General features: G+C 27.6%; 13 protein-coding genes and 2 tRNA genes. 8 read left to right on the plus strand and 7 right to left on the minus strand.

The window, feature by feature from the left end:
- Positions 1–367 precede the first annotated feature (367 nt).
- Both nadE and bvRMA01_RS02635 read left to right on the plus strand, forming a co-directional pair.
- Entirely contained in the window at positions 368–1,918 is a 1,551-nt protein-coding gene (gene nadE, locus bvRMA01_RS02630; RefSeq protein WP_247031973.1) for an NAD(+) synthase, read from the plus strand.
- Positions 1,911–3,494, plus strand: coding sequence for a PP2C family protein-serine/threonine phosphatase (locus bvRMA01_RS02635; protein WP_247031975.1), 1,584 nt, complete (start codon positions 1,911–1,913; stop codon positions 3,492–3,494). The genes nadE and bvRMA01_RS02635 overlap by 8 nt, the downstream gene beginning before the upstream one ends.
- Before the next feature lie 125 nt (positions 3,495–3,619).
- Here the strand turns inward: bvRMA01_RS02635 and bvRMA01_RS02640 are convergent, their stop codons facing one another.
- The gene (locus bvRMA01_RS02640) at positions 3,620–4,054 is read right to left on the minus strand and encodes a hypothetical protein (protein WP_011772467.1); all 435 of its coding nucleotides are present in this window, start codon (positions 4,052–4,054) and stop codon (positions 3,620–3,622) included.
- Between the two features lie 117 nt (positions 4,055–4,171).
- Between bvRMA01_RS02640 and bvRMA01_RS02645 the strand changes: the two genes are divergently transcribed.
- Both bvRMA01_RS02645 and bvRMA01_RS02650 read left to right on the plus strand, forming a co-directional pair.
- Positions 4,172–5,980, plus strand: a complete 1,809-nt coding sequence (locus bvRMA01_RS02645) for a hypothetical protein (protein ID WP_247031977.1) — start codon at positions 4,172–4,174, stop codon at positions 5,978–5,980.
- The gene (locus bvRMA01_RS02650; protein WP_247031979.1) at positions 5,973–6,758 is read left to right on the plus strand and encodes a type III pantothenate kinase; all 786 of its coding nucleotides are present in this window, start codon (positions 5,973–5,975) and stop codon (positions 6,756–6,758) included. Before bvRMA01_RS02645 ends, bvRMA01_RS02650 begins: the two co-directional genes overlap by 8 nt.
- A gap of 287 nt (positions 6,759–7,045) precedes the next feature.
- Here the strand turns inward: bvRMA01_RS02650 and bvRMA01_RS02655 are convergent, their stop codons facing one another.
- The 3 genes from bvRMA01_RS02655 to bvRMA01_RS02665 are packed head-to-tail and all read right to left on the minus strand — an operon-like array spanning position 7,046 to position 9,739.
- Positions 7,046–7,852: a TIGR02757 family protein gene (locus tag bvRMA01_RS02655; protein WP_247031981.1), complete on the minus strand. Its 807-nt coding sequence runs from the start codon at positions 7,850–7,852 to the stop codon at positions 7,046–7,048.
- Positions 7,839–8,450 carry a glucosaminidase domain-containing protein gene (locus tag bvRMA01_RS02660; RefSeq protein ID WP_247031983.1) on the minus strand — a complete coding sequence of 204 codons (612 nt, stop codon included), beginning with the start codon at positions 8,448–8,450 and terminating at the stop codon, positions 7,839–7,841. The genes bvRMA01_RS02655 and bvRMA01_RS02660 overlap by 14 nt, the downstream gene beginning before the upstream one ends.
- A 2-nt stretch (positions 8,451–8,452) precedes the next feature.
- On the minus strand, positions 8,453–9,739 hold the full coding sequence (locus bvRMA01_RS02665; RefSeq protein ID WP_247031985.1) for a hypothetical protein: 1,287 nt from the start codon (positions 9,737–9,739) through the stop codon (positions 8,453–8,455).
- A gap of 391 nt (positions 9,740–10,130) precedes the next feature.
- Between bvRMA01_RS02665 and bvRMA01_RS02670 the strand changes: the two genes are divergently transcribed.
- The 4 genes from bvRMA01_RS02670 to bvRMA01_RS02685 are packed head-to-tail and all read left to right on the plus strand — an operon-like array spanning position 10,131 to position 15,259.
- Positions 10,131–10,889, plus strand: coding sequence for an MBL fold metallo-hydrolase (locus tag bvRMA01_RS02670; protein ID WP_247031987.1), 759 nt, complete (start codon positions 10,131–10,133; stop codon positions 10,887–10,889).
- Positions 10,890–10,908: 19 nt separating this feature from the next.
- On the plus strand, positions 10,909–11,667 hold the full coding sequence (gene xth, locus bvRMA01_RS02675) for an exodeoxyribonuclease III (RefSeq protein WP_247031989.1): 759 nt from the start codon (positions 10,909–10,911) through the stop codon (positions 11,665–11,667).
- A gap of 26 nt (positions 11,668–11,693) precedes the next feature.
- Entirely contained in the window at positions 11,694–12,440 is a 747-nt protein-coding gene (locus bvRMA01_RS02680) for a hypothetical protein (protein WP_247031991.1), read from the plus strand.
- Complete coding sequence (locus tag bvRMA01_RS02685; protein WP_247031993.1) at positions 12,437–15,259, plus strand: M16 family metallopeptidase; 2,823 nt, start codon at positions 12,437–12,439, stop codon at positions 15,257–15,259. The genes bvRMA01_RS02680 and bvRMA01_RS02685 overlap by 4 nt, the downstream gene beginning before the upstream one ends.
- Before the next feature lie 22 nt (positions 15,260–15,281).
- On the opposite strand, the gene bvRMA01_RS02690 is transcribed toward bvRMA01_RS02685, so the two are convergent.
- The 3 genes from bvRMA01_RS02690 to bvRMA01_RS02700 form a co-directional block, all read right to left on the minus strand.
- Positions 15,282–16,715, minus strand: a complete 1,434-nt coding sequence (locus bvRMA01_RS02690; RefSeq protein ID WP_247031995.1) for a hypothetical protein — start codon at positions 16,713–16,715, stop codon at positions 15,282–15,284.
- A gap of 79 nt (positions 16,716–16,794) precedes the next feature.
- Positions 16,795–16,867: transfer RNA gene (locus bvRMA01_RS02695), tRNA-Glu, on the minus strand.
- A 7-nt stretch (positions 16,868–16,874) separates the two neighbouring features.
- A tRNA-Lys gene (locus tag bvRMA01_RS02700) sits at positions 16,875–16,947 on the minus strand.
- Between the last annotated feature and the right edge of the window lie 58 nt (positions 16,948–17,005).

The following is a 17,005-nucleotide window of genomic DNA, read 5'->3' on the forward strand; positions in this document are numbered from 1 at the left end:
AATATATTGGTTATTTTTTTGTTTAAAGTTGTGTCTAAAGATTTGTTTTGAATATGTTTGAGGGGTTTTTATGATTTTGTGTGGTTTTGGAGTAAAGCTTTCATCAGGTTTTTAAATTTCTCTCTCGGATTACATTCTTAAGATATTACTTATAGTTAATGTAGCAAGTTACTGTGCTTATAATAGAGCAATATCAGGATTTGGAAGTGCTTTACAGTATATATAAGCGGGGGTTTTTTAATATTGGGATTTTTTTGTAATCAGTTTAGTTTTTAGGAGCCTGGAACAAATGATGAGATTAAAAAACTGTTAAGTGTGGTTCAGCATTTTCTTGTAATTTTTTCTGTTATTGCTTATTATTTACTTTGTGAAAATATGTATAGCGCAGACAAAATGTAGAGTTTTTAAGTTTAAGCATATTTTGGGTGTGTTTAAGAAAAATTATGAGTATGCTCTTCAAAATAAAGTTGATATTTTAGTGTTTCCTTTTATTTTTGTTGGGGGCATTGAGTATGAGAATTTGTTTCATAGAGCAGAATATTTGAAAAAAATTCTTGATGGCCTTGATTTTATAAAAGATCAGGTTGATGATAGACTTTGTGTTGTATTTGGACATTATAGTTTTTATGAGGGCAAATTATTAGATTGCGTATCAGTGGTAAATGATCATCAGTTTGTTTTGACAACTAGAGAAGTCAATAAGCCGTTCTTATTTAATTATAAGGGTCAAAGTATTGCTGTCTTGAATTTGGACGATGATCTTTTGTTTCAAGGACTTGAGGACAAATTTAATGTGTCTTTCAGTAAAGCTGACTATCTTTTAGTTCCATCAAAGTCTTATTTTACTGGCGAGAAGAATAACTTAAGGCTTAAATTTTTCAAAGAAGTAGCTATGAGAAATAATTTGGAAGTTGTTTATGCCAATTTATGCGGTGTTTATGGCTCTACTGTATTTGATGGTCTGAGTTTTTTTATTAATGAGTACGGAAAAATAAAACAGGCTAAGAAATTTGAAGACGATATTTTATTTAATGAAGGATTTCATGATTTAGAACTTGACTGTGAGTCTAAAATTTTTGATAAACTTATTGAGGCATTGATAAGTAGTTTAAGAGAATATGTTGATCTTTCTGGTTTTGATAAAGTTCATTTAGGTGTTTCTGGAGGAATTGATTCTGCTGTTGTTGCTTATATTGCATGTGTTGCTTTAGGGGCTCATAGAGTTGTTGGTATTTCTATGCCTAGTAGGTTTTCATCAAAGGGATCTGTTTTTGATGCAAAGGAACTTGCTAGGGGATTGGGATTTAAATTGATTGATATGCCTATTGAGGGCATGTTTCAATTTGTTTTAGAGTTTTTTAATGGGTATTTTAATACAAAGGGTGTTACTGAAGAAAATCTGCAAGCTAGGCTTAGGGGGCTTTTTTTAATGTCTTATAGTAATGCAAACAAGTCTTTGCTTTTAAATACTGGAAATAAAAGTGAAATTGCTGTTGGTTATTGCACTCTTTATGGTGATTCTTGTGGTGGAATTGCTTTGATTGGCGATTTATTTAAACGAGATGTTTATAATCTTGCAAAATATATTAATTTAAGAGAAGGTAGATCAGTGATTTCTGTTAATATTCTTTCAAAAGAACCTTCTGCTGAGTTGAGACCTGATCAAAAAGACAGTGATTCTCTTCCCAAATATGAAATTCTTGATGAGATATTAAGTCGATATTTGCTTGAAAATGAACCTTTGGAGTTGCTTTATGGATCTTTTGGAAAAGAAGTGGTTGCAAAGGTGTTAGATCTTTATTCTAGTAGTGAGTATAAAAGAAGGCAAGGTTCTATGATAGTTAAAGTTTCTAGGAAAGCTTTTGGTGATGATATTTTACTTCCTATTTCAAAAGTTGCGTTGACTGAGGATGAATAGTAATAATGTTATTAGTATATTAAATGAATTTAGTTTAAAATTAGAAGATATTTTCTTGCTTATCAATACTTATTCTTATGAACTTTATAAAGAAACCCCTAGATATTTTTATGATGATATTACAAATTGTCTTGAGTTAACTTTAGAGATTGTTAATAAATTTCAAGGAGAGTTTGAAGGTTCTCAAGACTTAAGCTTAGGTAAATTTCTGATTAGAAGCATGAAATGTGATTTGGTTTCTTATTTGTATTTATCTTTGGAATTAATAGACAATTCTATGCATTATAGTGGGATTAGAGATGCTGGTATTGCTTTTTTTAAGGCAATTGCTTATAAGATCTCGTCGATAATATCTTATATAGAAATTGAGCTTGAAAATGTGTTTCTCTCTTCTTCTCTTGCAAGTAGACAAGCTTTAAATAAAGATGGACATAAGATATTGATTTTTTCATGTGATAGTATTTATAGTAAAAGACTTACAGATTATTTGATTTTAAGAGACTATATTGTTGTATCTGCAGATGCTGTTGACTTGTTCAATCAGTTACTCTGTAATGATTTTTATGATTTAATTATTCTTGATTTAAGTTCGGATGAAGATATACAGTTGATTTTAAACTTGCTTAAGAATATTAAAAATAATAGTCTTTATGAGATGATTCCTGTTATTGTTATTTCTCAAATAAGTGAAAAAGATATTATTCAGATTTTTATTGAAGAGCAAGTTGATGATTATTTTTTGAAAAGTTTAGATTTTTTGGTACTGGGTATTAGGATAAGTAGTTTTATTGAAAAGAAAAAGATTATAGAGCAGGGACAAAAATATTTAGATCTTGTACTTCGTGGTAGAAAATATTTTGAGAGTGAACTAATAGAAGCTGGAAATTATATTGAGAATTTATTGCCCAAGAAGATGCAAAACGAATTTTTTAATTCTAATTGGATTTTTGTTCCATCAAAAAGAATCGGAGGAGATTTTTTTAATTATTATTTTGTTAATGATGATAATCTAATAATTTATTTGATAGATATTTCAGGTCACGGGATAGGTTCTGCACTTTTATCTCTTAGTGTTTCAAGTGTTATTAATTCTTATATCATGAATAATAATGATATAAGTCCTTCTGAAGTTTTAAGATATGTTAACAGGTATTTTGTTAAGTTTAAAAGTGATATGTTTATTACATTATGGTATGGTGTTTTAAATGTAAAAACAAGACATCTAAGGTTTGCATCAGCAGGAGCACCGCCTGCTGTTGTTTTAAATGCTAAGGATAATGTCTATCTTCAAACAAGAGGAGCAATCCTTGGGATTAAAGAGATGTATTCTTGTGAGGAGAATGAATGTATATTGAGTAAATTCTCACACCTTTTACTTTTTAGTGATGGTGTTTATGAGGTTGAAAATGAGCAAGATGTAATAATGGCTATTGATGATTTTTATAAGATATTGAAAGACAATACATATGATTTAGATGATTTTATTTTAGTGCGTCTTTATAAGAAGATGTTAAATTTATCAAGATATAATGCGTTTAGAGATGATTTTTCTATTTTGGAATTTATTCTTAATTAATGGGTAAGTTTTTAAAGTTTTGTGACTTTTGAATTTAATAGCTTGAGCTTTTATGTATGTGAAAAACTGCCTTTAAAAATTTTTATTAGTTATTCAAGAAAGTTGGATTATTTGTTTTTAGTTTCTTATTTTTTTACATTTTTTTTAGATGTTTGTTTATCTTGTGTTATGTTTGAGCTGTTAATAGATTTTAATAGTTTGTTTAGTGTCCAAGTTGAAAACTTGATATAAAGTTTTTTTATAGGATTTTTTGTATTTCTAAGTAGTACTTTTAGAGATTCTATATTCATTATAGTTATTATTTCTTTTAAAATTCTTGACAAGTTGTTAAAAATCTTAGAGCCAACTTTGTGTCCTTCCATGATGAAGTTTTGAAGAATTATTTGATCTTTTTTTTGTAATCTTCTCATGTATAGTTTTAGTATTCTTTCTTGTGAATTCATTATTTCTGCGTTTATTTGTTCTTGTTTTTTTGATAATTTTTTTGATTCAATAATAGGTTTCTTAGGAAGAGATTTATATGGATTTGTTCCTGGGATATAGTTTTTTGGAATCTTCATTTATTTTTTTACTCCTATTTATATTGACTGTACATACTTCTATTAAGTTTATTAAGTTTTTTGCTTTTATACAACTGATGTTGATATTTTAATTCTTTATTATTAATATTTAATGATATGAATAAATATTGCGGTTTAAGTTTTTTTTACTTGTTAATTGGTATTCTATTTTTATTTTTGATTGTTTTTATTCAGTTTAGAGATTTAAGTTTAAATGTATTTTTATTAAAGGATTTAAAATTATTAATTAATAATAAAGTTGAAGATAGTCAGTATGTTTTAGATAGTCTTACCCTTAGTATAAGGGGTATTAAGATAAATTTATCTAAAACCAAACCGATTATTATTCCTGCAAATGGGCTTCATCTTTATCCCATTTCTTATAAAGTGCAGGATAATGCCATTCATGTTTATTTTGAAAATAATATTTTCTTACTATTTTCATTTGATTCAAATGATAATTTTAATGTTAGTTCAAATCTTTCTAAAAAACTACTAATTAGTTATGAAATTGAGAGTGATTATAAAGTTTTATTTGATGAAAATATTATTATTAAGGGTGCAGATGGTCATTTTGAGGTTGCTTTGGGAAAACATAGTCAAATGAATGAGAGAGAAATTTCAGTTAGTCCTCAGGAAGTTTTTCAGATCGGAAATTTGGTTGAAGAATCTCAGACCTCAGATGAATTGATCTCTAGAGAATCTTCTAGGGATATTCCTCTAGATATAAATTCACCGGTTGTTTATTCATTAATTAAAAAGGTAGATAAAAGTTTGTTTGACTCAGCATTGCTTGAATTTAGAAATAAAGCCTATGATGCATGGAGTCATAAGTCAAACTTTAGTGTTGAAAAGGGTGGATGGCGTAGAGGTAATGTATATTCTTTTGATGAGGATATATTTATTTATCTTTTAGCTGAGTCTTTGAGAAGACCTAATTATGAAGCTACTTTTTTAAATCTTAAGTCTTTAATTGACCTTAATGAAGATCATTTAACATATTTAAGTGCAAGTTATTATGTTAATGCAGAAAGACTTGGTAAATTTTTTCGATATTTATCTGTAAATAAAACTTTTATTAATTCGCTTGAGTCGGATAAGCTTTTAAGATATTTGAAAGAAGATGCATATCTTTTGGAGAAAATTTTTTTATCTGAAAATATTTCCATTTTAAATGGTGCATTAGATATTTTAAGGAAACCGGAAGTAATATTGGCTTCTGGATTTAGTTTAACCCAGGCTTATAATGTTCTTTCTAATTATATTATATTCTTGCAATTTGATAATGATAGTTTTGTGCTTGGGAGACTTAGGGAAGAGTTAACTAAATTTGTATCTACTTTATTTTCTGTAACTAGTCATGGAGAAGCGTATGTTTCTGATAATAAGGATGACTTGTCTTGGGATTTTGAATATACACTTAAGATTGCCGGCTTACTTAAAAGACTTGCTTTCCAATTAGGTGATGATTTAATTTTGGAATTTGCTTTTAATGCTATTTATTATTCTTTACTTAAACCTGATATCGAGAAGATTCCTTATGAAAATTATTATGCTGATATTGTTGATAATGATTATATTCCGAAATTTAGTTTGTTTCCAAATCTTGGGATTGGACATTGGATATATGGTGCGTCAAAGATTGTAAATTTTAATTTTTCTAATGCGTTTTATTCTATTGATTTTAATCGTAATTTAAATTCTCCTGGGTATTTCTTTTTTAAAGGTATTTCAAATCCTACCTTGGTTAAGTTTAGGAATATTAATTGGTTTACAGATCCTCGGTTTTACATATATTCTGATGGATGGAGATATTATTCTGATAATAAGATATTGGTTTTAAAAATAACACCTAAGAAGCCAGATGATATGAAAATTCTCTTAAGATTTGATGATATAAAGGTACTTAAGGATATTGATGAGTAAACTTGTTGCTGCAGTTCAGTTAATCATTGATATTGGAAACACCAGTATATCTTTTGCGTTATATGGACTGGATAAAATGCAGATATTTTGTAAACTTAGCACAAAACGTGATTTGAGTTTTAAGGAGCTTTATGAGTTTCTTAAATTTAAATTTGACTGCAAGGTTGATCAAGTTTTTGTAAGTAGTGTTGTGCCAGTTATTGATAAAGTACTCATTAATGTAATTGTTGCTCTTTATAAGGTGAATCCTTTATTCATTAGATTTGATTTAAATTATGACTTAAGTTTTGATCTTTATAATACCAATCGATTTGTATTAGGGTCGGATGTTTTTGCAAATCTTGTTGGAGCTATTGAGTATTATGATATTAATGATGCTTTAGTAGTAGATCTTGGAACAGCGTGTACTATTTTTGCGATTAGCAGAAAGGAAGGCATACTTGGTGGCCTTATTAATGGTGGGCCTTTCACAAGTTTGAATGCATTAATTGAGAATGCATATCTTTTAACTGATTTTGATCTTGCAGTACCAAAGAAATTGCTAGGCTTATCAACTGTTGATAGTGTAAATAGTGGTGTGATTTATCAGTATAAATATTTAATAGAAGGTGTTTATCATGATCTTATGCGTAACTATGATAGGAAATTTAAATTGATAATTACAGGTGGCAATTCTTATTTGGTTTTACCTTTAATAAGTTTAGATTTTGTATCAAATTTGTATTTAACCCTTGAAGGCATTAGGATTTTGGGCAATGCTTTTAAAGTTGTTTATTAATGTTTTTTTATATGTTTTTCTTGATAAAAATTTTTGTGCTGTAATTATTAAATACTATTGTACCGTAAGATAAATTTAAGTTTTTTTGTTAAATAAATTTAGAGATGCTTTTGTGTTTTGACTTTTATATTTTATTATCACTTAATTTGTTTTCATTTTTTCTTTAGGTAAAACCTCCTTGAGTAATTGTTGAATAACATTTACTTGCAATTAAAATGTTTGCTCTTATTTAAATTTTCTGAAATTTTCATAAGTTTTTGCAGTATTAATATTTTAATGCCTAGTATTTAAAGTTTGAAAATATTTGTAAATAGTTCTTCTTTATTAAATTCTCTGTTTATTCCAAACCGGGTTAAAGAAAAATCATATTTGACAGGATCATCTTTATTCTCTTTTGCAAAATATTTTGTTACTTCTATTGCTCTTTTAATACTTACATTTTTTTTGTTTTTGAGATTAAATAGTTTCGATGAGATATTTGTCATGTGAGTATCCATTGGAACTATTAAATTTGATGGGCTAAATTTATTCCAAATTCCTAAGTCAACATCATCTTTTCTTATCATCCATCTTAAGAATAGAAATAGTCTTTTACAGGCACTTCCTCTTGAAGGTTTTGGAAGTATTATGCCAAATGAGTGTCCATTGATGTTTTCCATTTGTGTTATTAGGTCGTCTAGGCTTGATATGAAATTTTTATTTTTTTTGTAAATGTTATGAAGTAAATTTTCAATTGTTAAGTATTTTTCTTTTACTTTCTTAAAGGACATTAATAGTCTTACAATATCTTCTGTTTTGAAAAATCTATAAGTAAAATCTTTGTATATTATGTTTAATTCTTCTTTTTTAAGTGTTTTAAGTGTTTCTGAAGGTTTATTTCCAAGTGGTTTTAAAACAGACTCAATTGCTGTTAATATTCTCTCAACTCTTCCTAGTGCGAGTGATGAGCTAATAAGACCTGCCAGTTCGATGTCTTCTTTTTCTGTATATTTGTATAAAAATTCTAGTGGATCTGGATGAACAAATTCGCGTTTATTGTATTTATTGTATATCCATTCTAATATGTCTAATATAGTATCCTTATTTTTTTGCATTATCAGATTCTAATAGTCCAAGCAATATTTTCTTTAACTTTTTGTCATAAAACTTATCTTTGGCCCATTTTCCCGTAAGATCGTATATTGTTGGAGCAGATCCTCTTTGCACTAGATAAAATCTAGGATCAACCATATTGGATTTTATGTTTTGTCTTGAAGCATAAGCTTTTAAATGTTGAATATGAGCTCTTATTCCTTCTTTAATATTAGAAAAAGAACTTCCCTTTGTAAAGTTGTCAGTAGCTCCTATACCTGAGAAGTTGTGTTGCTCTTTAGAGACGATACCATTGAATTTTAAAATTCCCGTTTCAAGTAGCATTTGAGCATAGGCAATATCATAATTTATTCCTTCAATTATGGCCTCATCTATATAAGTTTGTGCAATTGTTTTAACATATTCCGCTTCAAGGTAAGGATTCATTTTCAATGTGTATTTTACAAGATTTTCTACTTGACTTATTCCTTTACTTAGTAAAAAGGGAATGTATTTTTCTTTTTGTATTTCAGTGTTTATTTCAATTATTTCTTCAATGCAGTGACTCTTTACTGTTAGTAATGTCAAACATATTGTTAACAGTATAAATTTTTTTTGCATTTTTAAGATCCTCTGTCCTCAATAAATTGATTGATTTCGTTGGTTATAAAATCAAATCTTGGTAGCATTAATTTTTTGTCTTTAAAGAAATTGAAACTTTCTAAATAATTTCTACTAAAGATGAAATCAGAAATTTCACCAATATGATTCATATTGATTACTTTTATAGAGGATGGATCTATGTCTGTTTTTTGCCATTCATTTTCATCTTGCTTTATTAGTAGTTGCAATGCTTTTATTTTTGAGCTTTGAGGTTTGCCACCGATGTTTATGTATTTTTTTATTTGTTTGTTTTTACTAATGATTTCATTTGCAATATTTGCTTGATTTCCCATTGTAATTAGAGTTAATTGATTTAGATCTGTTCTTAGATTTAGAAATTTTAATTTTTGAGTTGATTTAATAAGTTCAAGAATATTTTGAATCTCTGTAACTTCAGATATTTTGTCTTTTCTGTCGCTGAAAATTTTAATAGGCTCTATTAAATACTTAATAGTTGTGTTAGAAATGTGAGCTAACAATCCTGCATTTTTATTTTTAATAAAATTATGAGTATTTATATGTCTGTATTGTGGAGCATATAGATATACAATGTTTCCTTTTTTAACTAATCTGTTTACAAATGATTTAAACATTGAATCATGAGAATAAAAGGGAAGTATAACTAAGATACTATCATATAGTTTTTGATTGTCACTAATTGGGGCATCTTTATATACATTTTCATATTTTGGCAGATAGTTCATTTCATTTATGAAAAATGGATTAAAATCGTAATAAAAAAAAGGATTTTGGCTTTTAAAGCCTAGGGTAAGACTGATTGGATACCAAACTGATAGATTTAAATTATTCTTGTGATCTTTAACTTTTGTAAATCCTATTTTGTAGGTGGAATTGACATCTTTTTGGTAGTCTGTAAAGAATCCAAGGTATGAAAATATTGTTGCAATTAGTACTACCATTATTGATGGTAGTACTATCATTATTTTAAATGGAATAGTAAAAATAATTCTTCTAAGTTTATTATCTTTCTTTTTTGTTTGTCTTCTAAGAATTATTGTTTTTATGGTTTTCATGGTAGTTGTTATTAAGAAAAATAAAAATATGGACCCTGTATAGAACATTAATGGTCTAACCTCTATGAGATATAGAGTAATTATAAAAAATATTCCTGGGAAAATTATGAAATAATCTTCGTAAGAAAATTCTCTTTTAAAATTGAAGAAATTTATTATTAAAAATATACTAAAGCTTATTAAAAATATTGTTTCATAAGATTGTTCATGCATAAAAAATAATTTTTCCTTAAATAATTATAAGCATAAAAACTCTATTTACAAAATAATTTATTGAGTTATAAAGTAGATTATAATGATATAATATAATTTATAACTCAATAAGTTAGTGAGTTGGTATTTATTTTGTTTAACTTTAAGTATTGATTATAACTTTTTAAATTTTTATTTGAAAATATAAAATTGGAGTTATAATTAATTATACTTGACATAGTTTATAATTTCTTTTTCTGAATGGTTTGTGATACAATGCCTTAGAATTTTAACTGTAAATGGTTTCAATTTTGTCTTTTTTGTTTATTATTTCTTGTTTGATATATTATTTTCTTTTATTGTTTGGTTTTAGTGTGGTATAATTAGATTCTTTAAGAGGCAATAGTGGTACATGTTGGGAATCTTTTTAGGAACCGGTTCTTCAAGTGGTGTTCCTATGTTGAGTTGCGATTGTAGGGTATGCAGTTTAAACTTTGGTAAAAACAAGAGGCTGAGGAGTTCATTTTTAATCAATTTATATGGAATGAACTTGTTAATTGATACAGGTCCTGATATCAGAGAACAGCTTTTAAGAGAAAATATCGTTAAGTTAGATTTGGTATTGTATACTCATGAGCATTATGATCATATTATGGGTCTTGATGATATTAAATTTTATACAAGAGGTGCTCCTTTGTCTATTTATGCGCGAGAGAGTACAATGCAACATATTAGAAATGCTTTTCCGCATAATTTTTCATCAAAAGTGTCTATAAGTGGGAAAGCAAATATTATTCCTAATTTGGCGGTGGATTTACAGCAAATTTTTTTTAGAGGAATAAAGATAATGCCCATTCCTTTATTACATGGGGATATAATTAGTTTAGGATATAGAATAAACAATCTAGCATATCTTACTGATGTTAAATTTATTCCTGAAATTTCTTACAATTATTTAAAGGGATTGGATGTACTAGTAATAGATGCTTTAAGGCTTAAACCTCATCCTGGACATTTGAATTTTGATGATGCTATTGTTGAGGTTAAAAAAATAGATCCTAAGATTGCTTATTTTACACATATTTCACATGATATAATGCATGAAGAATTTGATTATCTAAAGAGAGATAATATTTATTTGGCTTATGATGGTCTTCAGATACATGTGTGATTTGAATTGGTAAATAATTATGAATTTGATTTCTTGGAATGTCAATGGAATAAGAGCTATTTTTGGTAAAGGTTTTCTTGAGTTTATTGAGAAATATAGTCCGGATGTTTTGTGTCTTCAGGAAACTAAGGCTTGCAAAGAACAGTTACCAAAGGAGCTTATTAATATTGAAGGGTATTATTCATATTTTTCAAAATCCATAATAAAGGGTTATAGCGGGGTTGGTCTTTATTCAAAGGTTAAGCCTATTAAATTAGAAAATATGAATATGGAAATATTTGATAGGGAAGGAAGATGTCTTATTGCTCATTATCGTGATTTTATTCTTATTAATGCATATTTTCCTAATTCTCAATCTTTAAGAAAAAGACTTCCTTATAAGCTTGAATTTTTAATGAGTCTTGAGTCTATTGCAAATATGTTTGTAACTTCTGGAAAAAATATTGTCATTTGTGGTGATTTTAATATTGCGCATACGGAGATTGATTTGGCTAATCCTAAGACCAGCAGAGAATCTGCTGGTTTTTACATTGAGGAGACTACTTGGATGGATAACTTTTTAAATGGAGGTTATGTGGATACATTTAGAATGTTTAACATGGATCCGGGGAACTATACCTGGTGGGATTATAAAACAAGGGCAAGAGAGCGTAATATAGGCTGGAGAATTGATTATTTTATTGTAAATGAATTTTTTAAATCAAAGGTAAAAGATGCTTTAATTTTAAGAGAGGTCATGGGTAGTGATCATTGTCCTGTTTTTTTGGAGTTAAAGTAGTAAAGTTATATGTATGAGAGAGATATATGGGTAGGTATTTTATAACTATTCTGATTTTTTTTGTTCATGGTTTTAGTTTTGGGATTAATTTAGAGAGTATTGATTTTTATCGCAGTCTTGATAAGAAAGATCTATTATTTGTGATCCACTTATTGGAGCGAGAGAGATATTTAACTCAAAAGAATGAGCTTTTTACATATATTGATTTAGCTAAGCAGGTTTTGTCTGAAATGGGTTTTGAGGTTTTAAGTGGTGGTAATGAGTTGGATGGTATTCAACATATTAATACTCTACAACCCCCAGAAAATTATAATAGTTCGAAATTTGTCTTAAAGGCCTCGAAAGCTTTAGACATTTTTGTTTACTTTGATGATAATGATGGGTTTTTGAAAACTTTAGATGGGCGCAATGTAGGTATTCAAGATGGTAAGTTTATGATTTTAGAGCCAGTATCCTTTAAAAGTTATGATAGCTTATCAAATGAGCATACTACTATCGAAATTTATGAGATGAGTATTGTAAATCCTGATTTCAGTAAATTTGTTTTAGATAAATTGAAACCTTTTGTTTATGTTGGGGAATTGAATAAGAGAGTTTACCTTGATGATATTTCAAAGTTATCTAAAGGAGAACTTTTATTTTTATTTTATGAATTGTTTCCTCTTGCTAGGTTAAAGGGTGTCAATGATTGGTATGATTTTGGATTTTCATCTATTCTTAAAGAAATTAAAAAAATTTATAACGTAAAAATCAACTCAAGGAAAATAAAATGAAATATGAACATATTGACAATATTAGCATATTAAAATTTATCTTTTTAATTTTGGTTTTTCTTTTTTTATCTTGTTCATCTTCTAAGTTAAAGGTCGATAAAAACTTAGTAAGTGGACAACTTAAAAATGGACTTAAATATTATATTTATGGCAATAAACTTCCAAGTAAGGCTGTTCATATGGGGATTTTGTTTAATGTTGGCTCTTTAAACGAAGAGGAAAATGAGAGAGGTTTGGCGCATTATCTTGAACATATGGCTTTTAAGGGTACAACGGATTATCCTGGTAGTGAGGGTATGTTGGAAGTTCTTAAAAAATTTGGGATGAAATTTGGAGCTGATATTAATGCTTATACTAGTTTTGATAAAACTTATTATCATCTTGATTTGCCAGATGGTGGTAATGAGTCAGAGATTGATGAGGCTTTGAATGTGTTAAGGAACTGGGCTTCCCAAGTTAAATTTGATGAAGTAGAAATAGATAAAGAGCGTAATGTTATTCTTGAAGAGAAAAAGCGTAGAGAGAATTATGCTGGTAGGGTAGCTGAAAAAATATTTGGGGTTATTTTTAATAATAGTAAATATGCAGTCAGATTTCCTATTGGACTTGAAGAGAGAATTTTATCTTTTAAATCAGAAGACTTTAAGAAATTTTATAAGAAATGGTATAGACCAGATCTTACTAGCATCATTATTGTGGGAGATATTGCCCCTGAGAAAATTGAAAAGAAAGTAAGAGAACGATTTGCATCGTTAGAAAAACCAGTAAGTGAGCCTGAAAGGGTTAAAATAAGTTTGGATACTATTATTGATAAAACTTTTGTAAGTATAGAAGATATTGAGACCCCATTTCCTAGTATGAATTTTGTTGTTAAAAAGAAGATTGAGAATAATTTTAATACTATTGATGATGTTAAAAGATTAGTTGAAAAAACCTTATTAAACGAGCTTTTTGTAAATAGATTTTATGAGTTAAAGATTGCTGGAACAAATTATTTTATGTCCTTTGATAAATTTGATTCACAATTTAAATCAGATAATAATTATATTTTAATTAATGAAATTTCTTTTAAAATTAATCCAGAGCATTTTAAAGAAGCTATTGAAGGATTTTTTTATGAGATTGAGAGAATTAAGAGGTTTGGTTTTACAAAGGGGGAAATCGATAAGATCAAATCTAAGCTTATAAGTTCTGCTAAACTAAACAAGGATAATATCAATAAGCGATATTCATCTAGTATTGCGCATACTTTAGTAGATGTGGCGTCTCAAGGTTATTTGATGTTTGATATGGATGAGTATTTTGATATTTTTATTGATCATCTAAGTAAAATTAGTTTAAAAACAATATCAGATTTTGTCAGGAATGAAGCATCCATAGATGATATGGCTATTATTTATTCTTATTCTAATAAGTCTCATCCCAATTTAACTTTTGAAGAGATGAAAGAATTGCGTAATTTCGCTTTAGAGAGAGAAATTAAACCTTATGATGATGTATCGATTCAAGGGGAATTCTTTAAAAAGTCTTTGGAACGCAAAGATATTATTGATGAGCAAGAATTGTTAGATGGAATTTCATCCTTTATTCTGGAAAATGGAGTTGAAGTTTATTTTAAACATAATGAGAATAAGCAAAATGTAGTCAATTTTAGTGCATCTTCTTGGGGTGGTTTGTTAAGTGAGAATGCTGAGCTTATACCTGTTTTGTCTTTGGCCCCAAGAGTAGTTTCTAGTTCAGGGTATGGAGATTATTCTCAGCTTCAAATTGAAAAATATTTGTCAGACAAAATTGTAAGTTTGTCACCAACAGTTGGTGATCAAATGACAAGCATTAATGGTAGTGCTGATATTAAAGATCTTGAAACTCTTTTTAGGCTTATATACTTTACCTTTAATGAGCCAAAGATAGATGATATTGTTTTACAAAGTATCATTGATGATATACAAGCAAGAATTAAGAGTAGAGAAAATAGTTCTAAACATCTTTTTTATAGTGCTGTTGAGCGATTTTATAACAATGATGATTATCGTTTGAGAGATATTAAAGAATCTGATTTGAAAAATGTATCTAAAGATGTTCTTTTAGATTTTTATAAAAAAAGGTTTACTTATGCAAACAACTTCAAATTTGTCTTTGTAGGAGATGTTGATTTAGAGACAATAAAAAATCTTTCAAGTAAGTATTTAGGTAATTTAAGTTCAAAAAAATTGAATGAGTTTAGAGATTTGGATTATTCTTATAAAAAAAGCACGGATAGAATAGTTATAAAAAAGGGTGAGGATTCAAGTAGTCTAGTGTACATTTTGTATCCTTTTAAGTTCAATTATACACCTGAGAATATTTTAAATTATGAGGCTTTAGCATCGCTATTAACTGAAAATCTTGTTAAAACCGTTAGAAGGGAGATGTCTAGTGTTTATTCAATAGGAGTCTCTTTTGAGTATTTGCTTAGAAAACATTCTAATTCAGATGGTTTTATGACTGTGTATTTTACGGTTGAACCTAAGGTTTTAGATAGTGTATTGCAGGTTGTTAATGAGTATATCTTAGAAAAACAAAAATCAGATTTCGTAGACAAAGATTTTGATTATATTAAGAAAAATATTATTAAAAATAATAATATTCGTTCTGAATCTAATGGGTATTGGCTTTCAAAGATATTAGGTTCAATTCTTTGGTATGGTGCTTTAAAAGATACTTTCAGTGATAAATTTATTGAAAATAATTTAAGTAAAGACATCATAAATATGTTGTTTAAGAAAATAGATTTTAAGCAAGGGGCAGAGATTATTTTACTTCCAGAAAAGGATAATTAATTTGAAGTTTTGTTAGCATATATCATATTTTGCCTTCAAAAAGGATTAATAGTTCCCCGGCTATTAGTCCTTTTGATTTCCATAATAATTCTTCTAATGTTATAGCCCATTTTTCATATCTCTTTAGTCCAAATTTGGAAAAATATTTGCTGTTAGTCAAATATTTTGCAATATCTTTTTTTGAAATTTGCGTGGTATAGGTGAAGAATTCGTTTATTATTAAATATTGAGATTTAACATCATAACCTTTATTGTCTAAAAATTTGATCCAGGCTTTTTTGTCTTTAGATGAGACATTTTTATTCCAGAAATTAAAGATTGCTTTATTGAAATTATTGTCTGTAAAGAAATACATGTGTAAGATTTCATGCATAAATATTGTCATTTGGGCTGTTTTTGACATAGTTTCATCTTCTGCATAAGTTGCAAATGCAATATTTCTTGATTTGTCTTTTATTTTAATTATATTGTTTTCAATATGTGCTAATTTATTAATTATAATTAAGTTTTTTAAAATTTTTTCTTCTTTATTTAGTTTGATATTTGATTTTTGTGCTACATTGAAGAATGTAATTATATCTTTAAGTCTGTAATTATGACCTTTCCATCCTACTTTATTTTTTAGCTCGTTGTTTGATAATAACATTCCTCTAAATCCTTTTTTTTCGATAAAAAATGCAATTCTTTTTAACATTAAAGACTGATCGTTTAAGTTTTTGAATTTGAGTACATATATGTCAGGTTCTGCTATTAGCTTAAATAGCTCAAATGAATCTCTTCTATAGTTTTCTTTTTTATAATTAAAAATGAATTTTAAATCAGAATTTATTGGTTTATTTATATCGTAGTAAGCATTCATGTCAATATATCCAATTTCGCTTATTTGAATCATATTGTTATTTTTAGTAGATTTTATTTCATCATTCTTATTGTTTAGTGATGTGTACTTGACAAAATTAGATAATACTATTTTTTGAGATTCTTTTTCTGAACATAAGTTTGTGATCATGGGACTTAATATTATTTCTTTTGCTTTAAAGCCTATGATGGGAAACATATTGTTGTTAAGATTAAATTTAATAAAATATTCATTTTGATTGATTAATATTTTAAATTTCTGAGGATTTGATCTTGCTGTTTTATTCTTTGAATTTTTTATTATAATGTTATTTAGATTGATAGATTTGATATTATTCATCTTGATTTCTATTGTTAATATTTTATCTTGATTAATGATTTTTGGAATATTATATGAGTAATTTTTGTCTTGAGTGTTGATTTCTATGCTTGCATTTTCATTGATCTGAAGATTTAGTACAATGTGATTTATTTTATCTTCATCATAGTATATTTTTTTTTGATTGTTATGGCTGATCGAGAATTTTATTTCTTTTTTGTGTGCGTATATTGTATAAAAACTTGTTAATAAAATTAATACCGCTAGGATATTTTTCATTATTATATACAATTGTAGCAATTTATAGTAATTGTATATAATAATAAAAAATAGAGAACCCCATGAGATTCTCTATTTACATCCTCTAGGGGAATTGAACCCCTGTTGCCAGGATGAAAACCTGGAGTCCTAGGCCACTAGACGAAGAGGACAAAAAATTGAGCTCAGTAGGGCTTGAACCTACGACCCTCGCCTTAAAAGGGCGATGCTCTACCAGCTGAGCTATGAGCCCTTAAATATTTAAATTTGCCAAAATTAATTATACCATTTATTTCATAGTATGTCAATAC

It is taken from the genome of Borrelia venezuelensis (genome assembly GCF_023035835.1).
GTDB classification, from domain to species: Bacteria; Spirochaetota; Spirochaetia; order Borreliales; family Borreliaceae; genus Borrelia; species Borrelia turicatae.